This window comes from Bartonella sp. AC158YNML, assembly GCF_042196725.1.
Classification (GTDB): domain Bacteria; phylum Pseudomonadota; class Alphaproteobacteria; order Rhizobiales; family Rhizobiaceae; genus Bartonella.
Window position 1 is genome coordinate 50,258 of record NZ_JBHIQU010000005.1, and the last position, 17,491, is coordinate 67,748.

Below are 17,491 nucleotides of genomic sequence, written 5' to 3' on the forward strand. Positions count from 1 at the left end.
GGTAATCTCTTAAAATAGGGAGATGGTTTCATTTGAGAAGCTTAAAGAGAAAAATCCATGCTGACAGATATCAAACTTGTTTGTTACATATATTGTGGAATGTAATTTTCCAGCCAAGGGAACAACGACAGGTAGCCGAAAAAAGAAATTATTACGAACAAGAAGATATATTATTACACGAAAACTAATAAAACCAATAGTTTGAGTGCAACTGTTTGATATAAATCCACACTTTTATACGTGATTCATTTGACCACTTTTATATAAGATTGCCCTCTATGAATAGACCATAAAAAGCAAATCATAAAGAATTTTAAGAAGCAAAAACAACTTCAAAATGTCCTTCAAGCGTTTTAACTTCTTTCGGATTAACAATAATCTTGATATCGTTTCCCAATTTTGCCAAACACTCAAGCATTTTCATTTTACTCATTCCTCGAAATTCTCCATTTAAAAGTTTAGACAGTTTTGGTTGAGTCATTTTCAAAAGTTGACGAGCTTGTTTTTGTGTTAAGTTTTTTTCTTTCAGAATTTGACTAATCTTATGAGCAAGTTGTGCTTTGATAAGCATCTCTCTGGAATCTGAAACACCAAGATCCGCATAAACATTGGAACTACCCTGAGAAACATTGATCATTTTCATTCCCTTCTAATTGTTCTGCTAACTTGAGACGTTCTTTAATCAGATTAATGTCTGGTTTTGGTGTTGCAATGCCATGGGTCGATTTTTTCTGAAAACAATGCAACACATAAAGAGATTTTTATATTGTACCGTATAAACAGCGCGATAAGTTCTTTTGATATCGTGTTCAATAATTTCTAGGATATTGGCAGATCCACCCCCCTTGAGTTCTCCCTTATCTCCTCCCTGAGCAAGATACAGAGCATAACCAATCCTTTGTTGAATAAGATCAGGAAGACTTTTTATATCTTTGAGTGAAGAACCAAGCCATATGATACGTTTTATTTTACTCATGATGATTAATATACCAAATAATTTCAAGTGGTTATTTTAATTTTGTGATTTTATTAATAACTATTATTAATAAAATTGGGCACAAAGGATTGGACACTATCAAGGCGAAGCAAACGCAGAGCCAATTGTGTTATGATTGTTGTTTTACAGCATGCCCATCTCAGTCTTTTTTGTTATGTTAAAAAGTCAACGCATCTCTCTCATCCATAGTTGTTATATTTTTAATTTGATGGCGTTGTTTTTCTAAGAGCATGTGTGCTTTTTCTGCTGCTTGTCAATCAACATCAAATTCTAATGCAACAGAATGTTTGAGAAAAAATTGAGAGGGGGAAGAGCCCTACGAACATTTCCAGCTGTCGTACACTCGATGGGAGAGAGCGTCTTGCTTCTTTCTGTTTGGGCAATTTCTGAAATAGGAAGACAGTTTCATTGAGAAAGAATGTAAAGGTGTAAATTACTCGCCATCATCTTTCTGCTTTATACCTTTCGAAAGGATCTATGGTAATATTTTTTAAATAATGAAAATTATACATTGCTTTATGCTTTTATTTTTTGCGTTCTTTCATGAGAGGATGCTCCTTATGTACAACAAAATACTTCCAATAGACTGGTCTTGCATATTTACGTGTTTTTTAAGAGTCATCTCGCTTTCACAGGGCTTTTCGTAATGGCGTTTGTAAATAGCATAAAGGTAAAGTTCCTATGAATCATATAAAACTATAGGGCACCATCATCTTTTACGCTTGCGAAAAAGCACGCTGGCATTATCACACTTTTCCAGCCTACAATGTTGTGATAACCCTATTTATAAACACCTTAACTATTTGAGAATATTCATAAAAAACATTTTTGTTTTCTTTCTTATACAGTTTTTGACTCTGTTCTCTCTCTACTTGTAATGTGCAAGCAACATGGGTTTGGTTCTTTCAACATGGAATAGGTTTGGAAATAAGAGAATCCTACGGTATTCAGGGGTCTAATTCAAGTTGAATAACGCTCCATTATCATCACAAATCAATGTAATATGGCTTTTCAAAAGCATTCATTCTTGCAGATAATAACAACAATCGGTGCTGCTTCACATTTTTTAATGGAGAAACGCTTTTTTAGAATAATCGTTCATTGTTTTGTACATTAAATAAAAAGCCTCATAGCAGAGGATTTTTTCATTTTAAATCTCTCTCTCATGTTGAAACAAACACAATCATTTTCTTTGTATCTTACAAGTAGAGAGAGTCAGAGTAAAATCCTTAAAGAAAACAAAAATGCTTTTTATGAATATTCTCAAATAGTTAAGGTGTTTATAAATAGGGTTATCACAACATTGTAGGCTGGAAAAGTGTGATAATGCCAGCGTGCTTTTTCGCAAGCGTAAAAGATGATGGTGCCCTATAGTTTTATATGATTCATAGGGGGGCTTTACCTTTATGCTATTTACAAACGCCATTACGAAAAGCCCTGTGAGAGCGAGACGACTCTTTTCTAAGGCTTATTGCTAATATTGGGCGGTAAATGTGTAATGGTGCCAGCTTGCTTCTTTACGAGTCTAAAAATGGGGCTTTATAGTAGACAATACCATTCCGTTGCTTACTTATGCGCTTATTAAAAAAATCTTTTTAATGCACTTAAATTCATTTCGTAATGGTGTTTGTGAAGAGTATGAAAATTTTTCGTGAGACGTGAAAATCATCAATAAAAGCTCTCTGTTTAAAAAAAATTATGAACCGATGGCTTTTTATAGTAAGAGTTAGCACGTCTCACCTTTCATTTTTTATTTTAGAGCTGAATATTCGATTTTTGTGTAAAAATACTTGTCAATGCATCTATGATACGTGAAAAATCAAGCGCTAATAAAAAAATGATGAAGATAATCCACTTCGTATAGCGTGACATCATTTTTATACTTTTGTAAGTCATGATGATTTCTTGTAGCATTTCTTTTTCCTTGTCCGTAAGTTCCATTTGCTTTTCTGTTTTTTTTCTAGCCATGTTTCCACCCACACAAGCCTTCCCCTTGTTTGTTATGCTTTAAAATATCTCTTGCCAGATTTGAGCTGATGATATTGAGGTCTTTTTTGTCTAAATAAATGGGCATCCAACCAACACAAGGAGAAGGCTCATTGATTGTTTTTATCGCGCAACCAGTGAGTAAGAGCAGCGCGTACATCAGGATCACTTTTTTGATTAATTTCATTTTCTACCTCTAGCCGTGTTGTTGATGACTTTAGCGTTTTTTCTGTTTGCTTTTGCTGTTCAATTTTCTTTCCAAGAGTGAAAATTTTTGCGAAAGCGATAAAAAAAGCGGTCAGAGCCGCTCCTGTTATCATCAGATTTTTTTTCATCCACCACATCATAAACGTTGCTCCCGAAACCGTTTTGCTACAAAGAAAATGCCAACACAGGCGGCTAAAACCATAATGGTTGCCAATGCCCATTGGATGGGTCCATTGCCTGCCAATAAACCTCCAAGTCCAGAAAAAGAACCAATAATCGGTGTAAGCGCTTCTGCTTTGAAAAATCCCATTGGTTCTTTCGTTTCCACGGTTTGGTAGTTGGGAGAAACATAAGCTCCTTTTGCCCATAAGCCTGCTTCGGCTGCACGACGGTGCACTAAACCGTGAAGACGTTTTCCGCCTGCTTTGGTCCATTTTTGTAATTCAGCAGGGATGGCTTCATATTCGCCGTTATTGAGCTTTTTTAGAAGGGTCGAATTGCAAAAAGCAGCTGTTCCTACATTATAGCAAAACGATACGAGCGCGGCGAATTGTTCATTCGTTAAGGAAACCGTCACATTTTTTTCAACGGTATTTTCAAATTGTCTTAAGTCTTGGCAAAGAAGTTCTTCTGCTTGTTTTTCAGTGATGGTCATGCCCTTGTGAACAAACGGTTTACCAGAAGTGCTGGTATGTCCATAGCCTATTGTCCATACGCCTATGGAATCTTTATAGGCATTTAAACGCAATCCTTCCCATTGTTTAATAAGTGCAAGCCCTGCGGATGATATTTTTCTCATTTGCTTCTCCATAAAATAAAGCCTCATTTTGATGTGAGGCTGGTTGATATAGTAAAAATGGTTTTTTTGCTCTTCAAAAAGAGAATAGACGAAAAAACCAATGAAATCAAAATGTTATTTGTAGAATCCTAGGGTGGGGCATGGTTGGATGTGGTCATATTTTCCGTTGGGAGAGCGTTGTTGTTGGTTTTAAGACCCATTCCCATGGGGTGGTTTGTTGATGACGTCTTATTGGTGTGGGCGCGGTGTTGGTGTGATGCACACGGGGGCATTGCCATTGTGTTCGTGGGGGTGTTGGCTGTGGCGTTGGTGGGGGTGTTCGTGTTGGCGTGGTGGGGCAAGGATGATGCCTCCGGTTCAGCTGGTGGTGAGGGAGGGTGTTATAAAAATTTCCCTGTGTATTCCAGTTCCATACTTCTTTTCCCTTTCTTGAGAAAGGTTTTTTGCACGAGGAAAGGGTTTGTTTGTGGGGTTGGAGAGGTTGGTTTTGAGACCCATTCCCATGGGGGGGTGATAGCCTTTTGTTGGTGCGGGGCGGTGTTGATGTGGTGCACACGGGGGCATTGCCATTGTGTTCGTGGGGGTGTTGGCTGTGGCGTTGGTGGGGGTGTTCGTGTTGGCGTGGCGGGGCAAGGATGATGCCTCCGGTTCAGCTGGTGGTGAGGGAGGGTGTTATAAAAATTTCCCTGTGTATTCCAGTTCTATACTTCTTTTCCCCTTCTTGAGAAAGGGTTTTTGCACGAGGAAAGGGTTTGTTTGTGGGGGTGGAGAGGTTGGTTTTGAGACCCATTCCCATGGGGGTGATAGCCTTTTGTTGGTGCGGGGCGGTGTTGGTGTGGCGCACGCGAGATCACTGCCATTGTGTTCGTGGTGGTGTTGGCACTGGTTTGAGAGCATGGTATTGATGTGGAGGCGCTTTGAGAGAACTCTTAGAAAAATTCTATAGGAGGAGACCTATGCTTTCACTTAAATCTCTAAAACCATAAAATATTTCACGTATCCAGCATTCTGTCTCTTCAAGGAGGGATTATAGCTTAAGAAGAGCTTTGGATTTTTGATTATAGTTTTAAGAGGACCTCCTTCTTTATGAATATGGAATGTCTTTATGGCTATGGAATGTGGCGATGAAAAAAGTCTCAATTACATCATTATAGATTTGTATTCATGAATCCTTTTTTTATGTTGTGAAACAGAAACAGCTTTTCCATCTGCTGTCTCTAAATTTTTTTCAAATCTCTCGGTTAAAGTTTCACCTTTTTTGTTGACTTTTTCATGTTCAGCATCTGGATTAGATTTTATATATTGTTCAAGACGTCTTCTCCCTTGTGCATGTTTATAAAAAGAGGTTGGAAGATATGTATCCAACTTTTCAGGAGATAAAGATGCGTTGGGTTCACATAAGACACCCTTAACGTTATCCTTGTGCAGTCTTTCTAATTTTTCAGATTCAAGATGAAGCTTTTTGGCAAGGTTTAAGCTGAACATCCCACATTCAGAAAAGCTTCGCTGAATATCCATTTCAGCCATGGTAAAAGAATAGGGAGGCAGTTGAAGACATTCAAGAGTTTGATTGATTTTTATCCCTAGTTTGCAAGCAGCGATATTTTGAAATGTTGTCGGTTCAAGCATAATCAAAGAGATTTTCTCATCAACTTTTTGATAATCAAGGACGGCAAAGTGGATTTTGCTTCCAGAATTGACTATAAATTGGGCAGATTTTGCGTCGCTTTCAACGATTTCTTTTAGTGCGTGAGAAAACTCTTCTGCTGTAAGAGCTAATTTGAGATTCATACCTGGATATTTGCTGTTTGCTTTTTCTACGAGAGATGGCATCAATCTAATATCTGTGTCTTCATAATAAGAGTTAATCCAACGGCCGGTGACGAGATCATCTTCTAAGCCTGTAATAATATCTTTTAATTCTTCAGAATTCGGTGCAACATGTTCTTCTTCTGTTTGGACCGAACTTTGCATTAAACGTGCAATAAGATCTTCTAAGGATTCATCCGCGCTGGCTCCTTTGGCTGTGCTTGCTCCTTCTTGTGTTGGTGATGAACGTGAGGGGATGTCTTTTGAATCTTGTGGTTTCATAAATACTAGCCTCCATATTGATAATCGATAAATGTTTATTTTCTTCAATTGTGGCTAAATAATGTTTTGAAAGAGAGAAAAGCAAAAGGGCTGAGAGCCTATTCTGGGGCTTAAACAATTACATAAAAAACGGGGCGGACCCATCTCTGAGATGCAACAAAGTCCGAGAGTGTTTTCTATCTTCAAGGTTTTAAAATACGAGCTGTAAGTATGTTCCTTTTGATAGAATATACCGTTTTGACTGTTATCTTTAAGAGTTTCCGTTACTTGCGGTCTGCATCTTTCTCTCTTTCGAAGGGAAAAGCCTACAAAGTCCATTCCTCACCGTAAAGCCGCATCGCTTCATTCTTTATGGATATGGAATAGGGCTAAAATCTTCATTATATCATCAGAGATTTGTATTCTGTTGCTCTTTTTCTATGTTGTGAAACTGAGACCGTTTTTCCCTCTGCTTCTTTTAAGTTTTTTTCAAATCTCTCGGTTAAAGTTTCACCTTTTTTGTTGACTTTTTCATGTTCAGCATCCGGATTAGATTTTATATATTGTTCAAGACGTCTTCTCCCCTGTGCATGTTTATAAAAAGAGGTTGGAAGATATGTATCTAACTTTTCAGGAGATAGAGGGGTGTCCCCTTCACATAAGACACCCTTAACATTATCCTTATGCAGTCTTTCTAATTTTTGAGATTCGGCATGAAGCTTTTTAGCAAGGGCTAAGCTGAACATTCCACATTCAGAAGAGCTTCGTTGAATATCCATTTCTGCTATGGCAAAAGAACAGTTGGGCAACTCATGCGCTTTAAGGGCCAATTGTGTTCTTAATGCCAATACTGCTGGTTTCATACTGTTAAGTGTTGTAGGTTCAAAAAATACCACGGATGTTTTGTCATCAACGGTTTGATGATCAATCACTGAAAAATGGATTCCTCTATCCTTTGTGTAAATGATAAATTTGGAAGATTGAACGCCATTTTCGATGTTTTCCTTAAGTGCAAGAGCAAACTCATGAGATGATCCTGCCAATTTAAGACGCATGTCAGGATATTTATGATTTGCTTGTTCTATCAAAGCTGGCATCAGTTTAAGATCTGTACTTGCATAATCAGCTCTAAACCAGCGGCCCGTTGAGATGTCCTCCTCTAAACCGGCAATAATATTTTGCAATTCTTCACGAGTAAATGGAATATTTTGCCCTTTTTCACTGCTGGATTGTTCTAAATTTACAGCAAGATTTTCTGTAGAATCACTTGCGCTTGCGGGTGTTTGGGATGAATGAGGGAGGGGTGAAACTTGTGGCTTCATACTATGAACTTTCATATTGATAATTTGATAATCGATAAGTGCTTATTTTCTTTAATTGTGGCTAAAAAATGTTTTAAAAGAGAGAAAAGCAAAAGGGGTGAGAGCCATTCTAGGGCTTAAACAATTACATAAAAAAACGGGGCGGCCCCATCTCTGAGATGCAACAAAGCCCGAGAGTGTTTTCTATCTTCAAGGTTTTAAAATACGAGCTGTAAGTATGTTCATTTTGATAGAATATACCGTTTTGACTGTTATCTTTAAGAGTTTCCGTTACTTGCGGTCTGCATCTTTCTCTCTTTCGAAGGGAAAAGCCCACAAAGCCCATTCCTCACCATAAAGCAGTATCGCTTCATTCTTTATGGATATGGAATACGGCGATGGAAAAAATCTTCATTACAGCATCAGAGATTTGTATTCCGTTGCTCTTTTTCTATGTTGTGAAACAGAAACAGTTTTTGTCTCTGTTGTCACTAAACTTCTCTCAAATCTTTCGGTTAGGGTTTCACCTTTTTTGTTTACTTTTTCATGTTCAGCATCCGGATTGGCTTGTAAATATTCCCTAAGACGTCTTCTTCCTTGTAAGTGTTTGTATAAACGAGGTGGAATATACGGATCTAATTTTTCAGCTGGTAAAGGCGTGTTTGGTTCACATAATATGCCCTTAATATTATCTTTGTGCAGTCTTTCTAATTTTTGAGATTCAAGATAAAGTTTTTTGGCAAGGCTTAAGCTGAACATCCCACATTCAGAGGAGCTTCGTTGAATATCCATTTCTACCATGGCAAAATGAATATTCGGAAATTGGTAATGTTCAAGGGATTGTCGCGTCCTTAATGCAAGTAATGCGGGAAGCGTGTCACGCAGTAAGGTTGGTTCAAAAAAGATCAAAGATGTTTTATTATCAATGGTTTGATGATCGACAACCGCAAAATGGATGCCCCTATCTTGCGCATTAACAATAAATCTGGAAGATGTTATACCGCGCTCGAAAGTGTCTTTGAGTGCAAGGGCAAAGCCGTCAGGGGGGCTTGTAAGTTTGAGATTCATCTCTGGATATTTACGATTTGCTTGATCGACCAAGGCTGGCATCATGTACAGATCTAAAATATCATAATAATTTTTGATCCAACTGCCATCGGCATTATGCTTTTCTAAACCGGCAATAATGTCTTTTAATTCCGCACGATTAAAAGGGGTGTTTTTTATTTTTTCGATGTGGAGTCGTTCTAAATCTGCAGTAAGATTTTCGAATGATGCATCTGCACGCGTATCTTCTGGTGCGCGTGCGCCTTCAGGTGTTGGGGGTGTTTGGGATGAATCAGGGAGGGGTGAATCTTGTGGCTTCATACTATGAACCTCCATATTGATAATCAATGATTATTTTCTTCAATTGTGGCTAAAAAATGTTTGGCTGGCTATGTTTGGGAGAGAGACTTTGTCCCTTGAAAGTTGCGGGCGATGAGAGCATATTGTCGACTTTTTCATAAAAAGGCTTAATTGAGAGATTTTTTAGTTTCAAAAATCTGTGTGTTTTTTCTTCCTTTAAAAGCTGTAAAAACGGTAAGACGTTTGGATGCATTGGCAACGTTATCTTGATATTTTAAGTTACTTTTATTGCGTGTATTGCTCTTGCATGCCTCATCTCAATGAAAAGACAACAGCCTATTTTCAACAGTTTTCCACGTGAAAAATTAAAACGCTTCCCCTATAACAGGTGCTTGTTGTGCAAATACCTATTTTTAGAATAGCTCTTTTTAGGAAGCGTTTTTTGAGTTTTTTCTTAAAGAGAAATATGATTCATCATCTGTTGTAAAATTATCCTACCATGTCTTTTATCCGTCATGAATAAAACTGTATGGATAAAACGGCCCCAAAAAGAACTAAAAATGTTTCTCATGCCCCTTTTCAAGTAGAAGGGGTGGTGCAACATTGGGGGTAAAGTGTATGATGGGGGCGATTTGTTCCAACCAAGGGAGGATAGAGGAACGTTGGGGGCATGAAGAGGGGCAATATTTATCCCGCCCATGCCGTGAAATAGTGTTCTTTTATGGGGCGTGTTATAAGGCAAGCTTCTTAAGTTTAAGTGTTTTTTATGCGGGGTGGATATGGTTAGCCTTGTTTGGGACACTTTAAGCTTTTGGTCAATAACATGCACTGGAATGCTAAGTGATTCTCAAGTGCACTCTGACAAGAACAGTTTTTTTACAAACTGATGGGGGTAAAATCTTCATCCTTTAAGGTGTGGAAAGCAGGAAAAAATGTGCCATGTGTCAACAAAAACAGTTGTATTCATCTTATTTTTGTTCGTGTATTGCTCATCCCTTTTGTGATGTGTTGCATAGGTGTTTTATTTGGGAAGCGTTTTATGCATACTGTTTGGCTTGAATATCTCAAAATCATTTGGTTAATTGGTGATGCAAAAGAAAGATAGTCAGAAAAAGACGAAATACATTTTCAAACAATACACTTTGAAATAGTGTTGCAAAATACAACTCTATTACCCCCACATAGATATTTCACCACCCTAAAGATTTGATAATGAAATCTAGACACAAAAAAACCCATACCGCGCCCGTTATTAAATACGATTTTTCATATTCTGTCAACAGAAAAACGATTATTTTCCCTTTTTATCGCGGAAATAAATCTACAGGAAAATGCTCATTTATTGGTTGTGCAGCAAGATATGTTGTCTTCATTGGCCTTTTTTTATGTGGCAAAGAACATGTTTTCTCGTGAGAAAGGGGGGGATGGTGAAAGCTTGTTGATGGCGATGTTTGTGGGGGAGGGATGGTTGATGATGTCTTTTGGGCACGGGTGGTGGGGGGGCACGGTTATTGCTATTGTGTTGGCGATGTGATGAGAGAAAGACTTGTGTAGTTGGTTTTGGGGGCGGTGGTTAGGAGCGAGGTTACTCTTAGAGTGGGTTCTTGTGTGGTTGTCCATGGGGATAAAGATCGGTTTTTGCGCGTAAGGTATTATGTTTGTAATTTTGTAAAAAAAACAGCGTCTTGTTTTTAATAACAAAATATTGATTTATAATCATAAATCTATCATTATCATCCGGAATGACAGGTTAAATGATAGCCCCAATTATCGTAGGATATTATCATTTAAAACCTATGGAGAATCACCTCATGCCATGTCTCTTTTTTGCTATGAATCAAGAAGAGCTATCTGGATAAAACGGACCAAGAAAAAACTAAAAATGCTACTCATGCTCCTCTCAAGTGTTAAGGGTTGTCGCAACTTTGGGGGCAAAGTTGCATGATGGGGTTGGGTTGTTCCAACAGAGGGCGATAGGGGAATGTTGAGAGCGGAAGAGGGGCAATATTTATCTCGCCCATGCTGTGAAATAGTATCTTTTGAGGCAGGGTGACGTAAGTGAGGAGGGTATAATATAAGAGAAGTCTTCTATGACACGTGTAAGTGTTTTTTTATACGGGGTGGCTGTTTTAAAAGTTGTTTGTCGCGCGCATTACATCATTGAAATCCATGAAGAGGCAAGCCTTGTGGATATCAAGTGTTCCCTGCCAAGAGGTGGATTTACAGTTCCACGTTTTTACGCTTTTACAAATATACAGAAAACAGCAGACTTTCGATAACAACACCGTAAAAGCCTATTGCGTGATATCAACCTTAACACCAACGTAATTTGCTCCCTCTTTACTCAATCATCCCTTTCACACCCCTGCTTTTCTTGAAAAAGAACACAGCCTTTGCGTGTTATTTTTACAAAGGAACATGTTTACAAAGGGATGTGGATTTTAGAATCCTTATTCTGTGAGGGGGACGTCAACGATACGTGTTTTTAGCGAATGCTCTTTGGGGTAGAACAGTCAAAATGTTTATAAAGAGCATCAAGAATAATGCGCAAGGAACCAATAAGGGAAGAGAGTGGTTGATCTTCTATAACGAGATATTGTAATGCCGCATGAAAATTGTGTTGACGATGCTGATATTGTGCTTCTTTAATCGCTTCTTGCATATCTTCATAGTGTTCTGTTGCTTTTTGAATCCATTGCTTTTTTGCTTTCTCATCTGATGCGCTATGCGTAAAACCATCATAATAGCCGTTTGGTAAACCTTTTGCACATAAATAGTCGTTTCTGATTTGCAAGTATCGTTGTGCCGTGTCATATTGTTCTTTACTAATGCCTGATGAATCTTCTTTATAGCCAAGCAAACAAAGACGCCCAATATAGGTTCCTACAAGCGGATTTTTCGCTTCTTCGAGGCTTAAACCAAAGTGTTTTGCACGCATTTCAATCGCAGATTGAGGCGGAGATTTGCTGGGGCTTTGGACACGTGAAATATGTCCATTGGGCTCTTTTCGTTTGCCTGTTATTGTCGATCTAGCGCCTTTTTTACGTATTTTCATGAACTTACCATTTGAATGAAAAAGAAACTGTCTGTGGATGGGGGACAGGGATGTAAAAAGCACTTGAAGCAAATATTGTGGGGATATGAGCGCCGTTGCAGATCAAAAAATAAACGATACTAAAAGCCTCTTTAAGTGCAAAGAAAAGAAACGTGGTAGGAAAAAATCATCTTTGTTGAAAGGTATTTCTTATCATTTTTATCTTGTCCTTATCAGTCTTATTTTTCATTCATAGCCGATTATGCGCTTTCTAAAGACTTCTCATCTTCTCTTGAAAAATTGAAGAGAATTTTTGTCAAATGTGAATGAAAAAATAAGAAGGATGTTCCATGGCTATGCTATCATTTTTTCTAATGGGTGTTTTTTCTAATGAGATTACGTCTTTCTTTTCTCACAAGCGCTTTGCGGAAAATTTTAATTCTATCTTTAGAACAATCATTCTTTTGTTATTGGGTGCTGTTGCAAGATGTTTGATATACATCACCCTGTTATGCATATCTTTATCCCCTATAAAAGACGTTTATCTTCTATTGAGTGGTAGAGAGCTGTAAGAACAAGCTTCCCCACCCTATTATAATAGCATAAGATACCCGATATTTTCAAATAAAATATCGTTTGTTAGCGCAAAATAAACTGTGAACGGTTAAGCAATTTGTTTTGGTGTTCCTTTTATTTATCCTTTATAGAGGATAAATTTTGTTTTGCTGTTTTAATGATTTTCATCATGAGATGGGGGAATGTTATTTAAAGGGTGGGATGCACTATCGAAAGAAGCTACTTTGATTAATGGAAGATGCCTTTATAGGAGGGGTCTTTATAAATGTGGGCGCTTTTATAAAGGTGAGGGGCTGTGAGATATTTCTTTGTTAAGAAAGAATTTTTAAAATGGGTCCTTTTTGATTAAGAAGCTTTCAAATGAGGATTGAAAAACTTTAAGGTTGTTTGTTACGGGCTTTTCATGCTGGATAATTGGTTGCTTATTTGACTTTGTTTTGTGTTGCTTTTTAAAGAGGCATGTCTTAGGGCTTAGAAGCCCATTTCGTGACGGTGCCCGTGAAGGGGGACAACGATATCACCTCCCAGTGAAATAATATAAAATTTGAATAATATAAAGTCTATTGAGCGCTTCCATCTGAGCGCCCCCATCTTTACGTTTGTGAAGAAGCAAGCCGGCATCATCACACATTTCACCAGCTTCCATTGTTGCGATACGCCCTTGGCATGCGAGACAGTTTATTAAGAGATGTTTTTAGTTCTTTCTTTCCTGTTTCACTCCATACGGCTCTTTCTCTTTGTAACGTGCAGGGGACATTATTTGGGGTGATTGCAAGTTGGTTTCAACATGGAACAGATTTGAAATGAAATAATCTTACGATATTCAAGGTTCTCATTCATCATGCAAAAACAATGAATTATTATTATAAATTAATCCCTTAAATGTATATTGCGAGAATGTAGAGTATGTATCTTATTCAAATTTTGTAGTACATTTTAGTAGGCTTCCTTTAAAAGTCTATGGTGTGCTGTGAGATTATAAAATAATCTTTTGCATCTCTATTGCTTTGTTGTTTTTATGGACTTTCCCCATAGTGCATTTGTTAATGTGATTGCACAATCTGTTTGCTGCCATAATGGATGATAGGGGGAGACATGATGACTTTATACTCTAATCCTGCTAAATTTTATTTGGTCATTTTCTGTCATATTCTTCTCTATCGTTTTGGTTTACTTCTCCTATGGGATTATCATTTTAAAAAAGAATGTAAAAATGAGAAGAAATCCTTAGAAACAGCAGAAAAAATTCTTTTGAGCTTCAATCAAATAGAAAAAAATATGATTGTTTTTACAACTTTATTTCTACAATATTGTTTTTTTGCTTTTTTCGATCTTATCCTCTTATGCTGTAAATATTGTCATTTAAGGCGGGGATATACGGCACATAAGGCATACAACGCTCGATCCATTAAATATAAAACAGTAAAAATGTTTAGGCGAGGTTTTGCCTATAGGGCCTTATGCACATGCAGCACATCAGTGCTCAGCAGGCGGAGTGCACTGAGAGCAATTGGATTGTTTACAAACGGATATGGGGTTTAGAATCTTTAACCTCTAAAGAGGTGGGGAGAAATATCGTTATCCTTTGTATCCTATGGGCTCGACTTCATTTTAAGCAATGGTAAACGCTGTCGTTTATGGTGGGCATGTCAGTTTTCCACATGAGATGTTTTTTTAGATTGAGTATTCTTGCTTGTTGCGTTGTGTAAAACATTATCCTTTGAGGTGTGGGTGATGATAGATAAGGGGAAGACAGTGGCGGTTGTGCTTATAAGCCTTTAGAGATTGTAGGGTGTCACGTATAAAGAATTAAAAAATAGATTTACAGGGTCTTATTAGTGCTTGTTTCATGGTGAAAAGAGTGCTAAACGGATTAGCCGCGCTGGTCGCGTGTTATTAAATTATTAAAGAGTGCGTGGGCATTTTAGACGTGGGGGAATATCAACATGATCAAAGATAAATCACAACACCAATCTGCCCATAAGGGAAATATGGCTTCTGTATTACAGCCAGGGTTAGATCAATCGGCTGTTTTCAAAAAATGCATGACTCTCTCAACGAAAGAGTATGTCATCATTTGTTGTTTGGCTATCCTCTTGTTGGTGCTTTTTGTCGCGACTGTCTATATGAAGCCTCTGGAATTTTTTCACATTATATCTAAAGAACAGTTGCAAGCAATGGCGCAAATGAAACAAGAAGATCTTCAAAAAATGTTTTGGGAGATATGGAGACAGCCTGTTAAAAACAATCCTATAATCACGTCTTTGCGGGACGCAGGATGGAATAGTGTTTGGGCTTTTTTATGTCTCTTGCCGCAGAACATTTTTGGCGTTCTTTTAGGATTCTTTCCACTCTTTTTTATCTTTAATGCCATATTGAAACGGGATGTTAAGGAAATGATACTGCTGGGGGAAACATTGCCAGAGAAGCAACAGCAAGATAACTAATCTCGCAACAGAACACAAGAGGGGAACACGTGACTGCTTTTTTTATAAATGCTTTTGTAATCTTGATTATGGTAGGGATGGCTATCTTTATTTGTTGTGCGTTGAGTATGGTTTTGTTTTCTACTGTGAAGCTTATCTTAGAACTTTATTATTCTTTGATAAAACGGACAATATTGTTGTTTGGAATGCGACGGAGATTAAAAAAGGCAACAGTGCAAAGTTTGTGGCATTATAAGACAGAGGGGCGAGGACAGAACGGGGGGCTTGCAACAGAGTTTAGCGCCCTTTCTTTTAAACAATCTTTGAAACTTTCAAGAAAAGATACTTTGATAATCTTTTCTATAGTCTGCGTTGTGAGTGTGTTTTTCGTATGTGGCTTGGTTATTGCATCTGTTTTTACAAAATTTGCGCTTGTTGCACCTCAAGTTGCTTCTGGATTGTTTTTTATTGGTGCGCTGCCGTTGTTGTGGATATTGGTGTTGAGTACTTTCACATTGCCTGTCATTTTAATTCTTCATAGTTTCCTTCATTATGGCGTGAAAAAAACAGTGAAGAGATTAGAAACATTTGCTTGAGCAGAGAATAAAAATGGTGATTTTACATCAATGCGATAGGGGGAAAAAGTGACTTTTGTTATAGGATTTTTGGCTGTTTTAGGGGTCATCATCATTGCCATTTTAATGGTTATGGTTATGATCAGGCTTCCTTACCTGATGATCAAGCATTTAAGAGTGTCTTGTAAACTATCCCAAGAATTGAAAAAGAGTACGGCACAACAAAAGCAAGCCATACAACAATTGCGCAATGATCGGGGAGAGATGAAAAGACAGAATCACGTGCTTGAGACCCTTGATGCAAAAATGCGTTTTCTTAACTTCAAAGAATCTCTGCCTCTTTATCCTAAAGAATGTAAAATAATTCTTTTTGTTTTTATGCTTGTTTTGTTTCTACAAGCTACTTTTTCTATCGCAAATTTTGGATGGTGGCAGAGTGATATGGTTGGCTTTATCTTGCTGCTGTGTAACCTTATATGGTTAGGGTTTATCTTCTTTGTTCCGATCATCGGGCTCATGGGTATAAAATTAACAAAAAAATTGAGAGAAACGCTTCAACAATTGGAAGAAGCGATACAACAACGCGATCAGGCAATCCGTATGCTGAATGTGGAAGGGGGACAAAATGACGAGTAGCCTTATAACATTTATAGTCTGTTCTTTCCTAGTCTTTATGCTCTTAAATGTTTTAATATGCTGGACAATGGGGGTCATTTATTACTTGTTTATTAAGCGTGCGCGGCTCTATTGCAAAGTAAAAAAAGAACTGAAATGCGTACTGAATGAACGCGATAGAGCATTAGAACAGATCTCACAAAAATTAAAAGAAGCAGAATTGAGAGTATGATAAAAAACAGCCTTCTCTTGAAAAGAGGATGGCCTTTGCTTGAAGAAAAAGCCTAATTGTGACGCAAAATTGTAATGATTGTGTCCAAAGTGGCGCGGTTTAAAAATCTTTGTGGTTTCATGATGTGAGCAGAAGGGAAAAGAGTGTGTTTGGGGGCGGGTGATAAGGGGTAAAACTTTTGCATATACGGTGTTTTGTGTAATGGATCGGGCTGCTTCATGGAGGCTTGGAAGTGACGTGTATGCAGTTGTCTATAGGGAAACTTGCTTGAAAAGAGAGGAATTTACTAGAAAAACAGCGAGAATTTTAGATCATCATTGACTAAAGCAGTATGGGGTGTGAGAACTGGGGGTAGAGCCTTCGTCGTTTAAGATGTGAGGAAGATTAAAAAATATTATTATTAAAAGCAGTAATATTTTGTCAATAAAAATAAAATACAATTAAATTTAAACTATAAAAGGCCCTTTTAAAAAGGGCCTTTTATATTAGTTTACAATATACACAAAATGTTTTTACAAACTTTTTGTATATTATACTTTATTATAAACCAATTTTCATGAAATATATAATAATTACTAATAAAAAACTAGCTATTGCATTCAATAAGTCTTTTCCTTTTTCATATATATCGTTTATTGATGCTTGTTCTGATGCTGTTCTATTATTTGTTCTCAGTATATTCAATGTATCCGATATGTTACTTACTGGTTTAAAAAACTGTAAATGCGTTTTCTCAACAGTATAAGGTGCAACAATAGGAGAGGGTTGTTGATTGACTATACGATCAGATTTTTGAATCGCAAGAGCTAAACCACTTGTAATTGCCCCCGCTATGAAAAAATATCTGATATTCATAGTTTTTCTCCTATATTTATTTCTATAAATAAATATCAATATGTATCATATATAAATTCACTTTAAATAACTATAGTAAAAATACAACATTCATAAAAAAGAATAAACTTTGTCTACAAATTGACAAAATTTACCCTTAATTGCCTTAATCAATTCTTTCTGATTTGATTTTATGGATGTTTAAAAAATTTTGAAAATTCTGTACGGAAATGGAATTGCATAAGATGGGTAATAAAATAGCTACGAATAAACTTTTTTGTGTCCTTGGTTAAGGGTTCATAAGAATGAGATGCGATGAAAGTTGAGTAAAACCCTTGAGGGGAAGGATGCACTCTTTTTGAGGGCTAGAGTGCATCCTCATAGATTGGATGCCTCCTTTGAGGGTCGGAGGTATCCCTTGAGGGGAAGGATGCACTCTTTTTGAGGGCTAGAGTGCATCCTCATAGATTGGATGCCTCCTTTGAGGGTCGG

Annotated in this window: 18 protein-coding genes; 7 read left to right on the top strand and 11 right to left on the bottom strand. The window is 37.3% G+C overall.

Translation table 11 applies throughout. The features are described 5' to 3' along the window. Positions 1-313: 313 nt before the first annotated feature. The 6 genes from ACFIM1_RS04115 to ACFIM1_RS04140 all read right to left on the bottom strand — a co-directional run bounded on the left by ACFIM1_RS04115 (position 314) and on the right by ACFIM1_RS04140 (position 3,989). Positions 314-637, bottom strand: a complete 324-nt coding sequence (locus tag ACFIM1_RS04115) for a helix-turn-helix domain-containing protein (RefSeq protein WP_375609322.1) — start codon at positions 635-637, stop codon at positions 314-316. Between the two features lie 45 nt (positions 638-682). Then, positions 683-976, bottom strand: a complete 294-nt coding sequence (locus tag ACFIM1_RS04120; protein WP_375609323.1) for a type II toxin-antitoxin system RelE/ParE family toxin — start codon at positions 974-976, stop codon at positions 683-685. A 1,776-nt stretch (positions 977-2,752) separates the two neighbouring features. Next, positions 2,753-2,965, bottom strand: coding sequence for a hypothetical protein (locus ACFIM1_RS04125; RefSeq protein ID WP_375608138.1), 213 nt, complete (start codon positions 2,963-2,965; stop codon positions 2,753-2,755). Continuing rightward, positions 2,958-3,170, bottom strand: a complete 213-nt coding sequence (locus tag ACFIM1_RS04130; RefSeq protein ID WP_375608139.1) for a hypothetical protein — start codon at positions 3,168-3,170, stop codon at positions 2,958-2,960. Before ACFIM1_RS04130 ends, ACFIM1_RS04125 begins: the two co-directional genes overlap by 8 nt. Further along, a complete protein-coding gene (locus tag ACFIM1_RS04135; RefSeq protein ID WP_375608140.1) occupies positions 3,094-3,330 on the bottom strand; it encodes a hypothetical protein in 237 nt (78 codons plus the stop codon). Before ACFIM1_RS04135 ends, ACFIM1_RS04130 begins: the two co-directional genes overlap by 77 nt. Then, positions 3,327-3,989 (bottom strand): lysozyme, encoded by a 663-nt coding sequence (locus ACFIM1_RS04140; RefSeq protein WP_375608141.1) that lies wholly within the window; start codon positions 3,987-3,989, stop codon positions 3,327-3,329. Before ACFIM1_RS04140 ends, ACFIM1_RS04135 begins: the two co-directional genes overlap by 4 nt. A 150-nt stretch (positions 3,990-4,139) precedes the next feature. Between ACFIM1_RS04140 and ACFIM1_RS04145 the strand changes: the two genes are divergently transcribed. Together ACFIM1_RS04145 and ACFIM1_RS04150 are read left to right on the top strand one after the other, a co-directional pair. Next, positions 4,140-4,628, top strand: a complete 489-nt coding sequence (locus ACFIM1_RS04145) for a hypothetical protein (RefSeq protein ID WP_375694485.1) — start codon at positions 4,140-4,142, stop codon at positions 4,626-4,628. Positions 4,629-4,762: 134 nt separating this feature from the next. Beyond that, positions 4,763-4,894 carry a hypothetical protein gene (locus tag ACFIM1_RS04150; protein WP_375608143.1) on the top strand — a complete coding sequence of 44 codons (132 nt, stop codon included), beginning with the start codon at positions 4,763-4,765 and terminating at the stop codon, positions 4,892-4,894. Positions 4,895-5,129: 235 nt separating this feature from the next. Here the strand turns inward: ACFIM1_RS04150 and ACFIM1_RS04155 are convergent, their stop codons facing one another. From ACFIM1_RS04155 to ACFIM1_RS04165, 3 genes are all read right to left on the bottom strand, one after another. Further along, positions 5,130-6,080 (bottom strand): YopJ/AvrA family T3SS effector serine/threonine acetyltransferase, encoded by a 951-nt coding sequence (locus tag ACFIM1_RS04155; protein WP_375608144.1) that lies wholly within the window; start codon positions 6,078-6,080, stop codon positions 5,130-5,132. Positions 6,081-6,460: 380 nt separating this feature from the next. Next, a complete protein-coding gene (locus ACFIM1_RS04160) occupies positions 6,461-7,381 on the bottom strand; it encodes a YopJ/AvrA family T3SS effector serine/threonine acetyltransferase (protein ID WP_375608145.1) in 921 nt (306 codons plus the stop codon). Positions 7,382-7,774: 393 nt separating this feature from the next. Next, positions 7,775-8,728, bottom strand: coding sequence for a YopJ/AvrA family T3SS effector serine/threonine acetyltransferase (locus ACFIM1_RS04165; protein WP_375608146.1), 954 nt, complete (start codon positions 8,726-8,728; stop codon positions 7,775-7,777). Positions 8,729-10,106: 1,378 nt separating this feature from the next. Between ACFIM1_RS04165 and ACFIM1_RS04170 the strand changes: the two genes are divergently transcribed. Beyond that, positions 10,107-10,241 carry a hypothetical protein gene (locus ACFIM1_RS04170; RefSeq protein ID WP_375608147.1) on the top strand — a complete coding sequence of 45 codons (135 nt, stop codon included), beginning with the start codon at positions 10,107-10,109 and terminating at the stop codon, positions 10,239-10,241. A gap of 556 nt (positions 10,242-10,797) precedes the next feature. After that, positions 10,798-10,986, top strand: a complete 189-nt coding sequence (locus tag ACFIM1_RS04175; RefSeq protein WP_375608148.1) for a hypothetical protein — start codon at positions 10,798-10,800, stop codon at positions 10,984-10,986. Positions 10,987-11,192: 206 nt separating this feature from the next. Here ACFIM1_RS04175 and ACFIM1_RS04180 read toward each other — a convergent pair whose 3' ends face one another. Continuing rightward, on the bottom strand, positions 11,193-11,762 hold the full coding sequence (locus ACFIM1_RS04180) for a hypothetical protein (RefSeq protein ID WP_375608149.1): 570 nt from the start codon (positions 11,760-11,762) through the stop codon (positions 11,193-11,195). A 2,501-nt stretch (positions 11,763-14,263) separates the two neighbouring features. On the opposite strand from ACFIM1_RS04180, the gene ACFIM1_RS04185 reads away from it, so the two are divergent. The 3 genes from ACFIM1_RS04185 to ACFIM1_RS04195 are packed head-to-tail and all read left to right on the top strand — an operon-like array spanning position 14,264 to position 15,954. Then, complete coding sequence (locus ACFIM1_RS04185) at positions 14,264-14,764, top strand: hypothetical protein (RefSeq protein ID WP_375608151.1); 501 nt, start codon at positions 14,264-14,266, stop codon at positions 14,762-14,764. A gap of 29 nt (positions 14,765-14,793) precedes the next feature. Continuing rightward, on the top strand, positions 14,794-15,339 hold the full coding sequence (locus tag ACFIM1_RS04190; protein ID WP_375609325.1) for a hypothetical protein: 546 nt from the start codon (positions 14,794-14,796) through the stop codon (positions 15,337-15,339). 48 nt (positions 15,340-15,387) lie between these two features. Next, the gene (locus ACFIM1_RS04195) at positions 15,388-15,954 is read left to right on the top strand and encodes a hypothetical protein (protein ID WP_375609326.1); all 567 of its coding nucleotides are present in this window, start codon (positions 15,388-15,390) and stop codon (positions 15,952-15,954) included. 751 nt (positions 15,955-16,705) lie between these two features. On the opposite strand, the gene ACFIM1_RS04200 is transcribed toward ACFIM1_RS04195, so the two are convergent. Then, positions 16,706-17,020 (bottom strand): hypothetical protein, encoded by a 315-nt coding sequence (locus tag ACFIM1_RS04200; RefSeq protein WP_375608154.1) that lies wholly within the window; start codon positions 17,018-17,020, stop codon positions 16,706-16,708. Between the last annotated feature and the right edge of the window lie 471 nt (positions 17,021-17,491).

Bases quoted from the DNA above. Each gene is read 5' to 3' on its own strand.
- ACFIM1_RS04125 (WP_375608138.1), bottom strand. From the start codon at position 2,965: ATGGCTAGAAAAAAAACAGAAAAGCAAATGGAACTTACGGACAAGGAA.
- ACFIM1_RS04180 (WP_375608149.1), bottom strand. From the start codon at position 11,762: ATGAAAATACGTAAAAAAGGCGCTAGATCGACAATAACAGGCAAACGA.
- ACFIM1_RS04200 (WP_375608154.1), bottom strand. From the start codon at position 17,020: ATGAATATCAGATATTTTTTCATAGCGGGGGCAATTACAAGTGGTTTA.
- ACFIM1_RS04120 (WP_375609323.1), bottom strand. From the start codon at position 976: ATGAGTAAAATAAAACGTATCATATGGCTTGGTTCTTCACTCAAAGAT.
- ACFIM1_RS04130 (WP_375608139.1), bottom strand. From the start codon at position 3,170: ATGAAATTAATCAAAAAAGTGATCCTGATGTACGCGCTGCTCTTACTC.
- ACFIM1_RS04160 (WP_375608145.1), bottom strand. From the start codon at position 7,381: ATGAAGCCACAAGTTTCACCCCTCCCTCATTCATCCCAAACACCCGCA.
- ACFIM1_RS04175 (WP_375608148.1), top strand. From the start codon at position 10,798: ATGACACGTGTAAGTGTTTTTTTATACGGGGTGGCTGTTTTAAAAGTT.
- ACFIM1_RS04170 (WP_375608147.1), top strand. From the start codon at position 10,107: ATGTTTTCTCGTGAGAAAGGGGGGGATGGTGAAAGCTTGTTGATGGCG.
- ACFIM1_RS04135 (WP_375608140.1), bottom strand. From the start codon at position 3,330: ATGATGTGGTGGATGAAAAAAAATCTGATGATAACAGGAGCGGCTCTG.
- ACFIM1_RS04185 (WP_375608151.1), top strand. From the start codon at position 14,264: ATGATCAAAGATAAATCACAACACCAATCTGCCCATAAGGGAAATATG.
- ACFIM1_RS04155 (WP_375608144.1), bottom strand. From the start codon at position 6,080: ATGAAACCACAAGATTCAAAAGACATCCCCTCACGTTCATCACCAACA.
- ACFIM1_RS04165 (WP_375608146.1), bottom strand. From the start codon at position 8,728: ATGAAGCCACAAGATTCACCCCTCCCTGATTCATCCCAAACACCCCCA.
- ACFIM1_RS04140 (WP_375608141.1), bottom strand. From the start codon at position 3,989: ATGAGAAAAATATCATCCGCAGGGCTTGCACTTATTAAACAATGGGAA.
- ACFIM1_RS04115 (WP_375609322.1), bottom strand. From the start codon at position 637: ATGATCAATGTTTCTCAGGGTAGTTCCAATGTTTATGCGGATCTTGGT.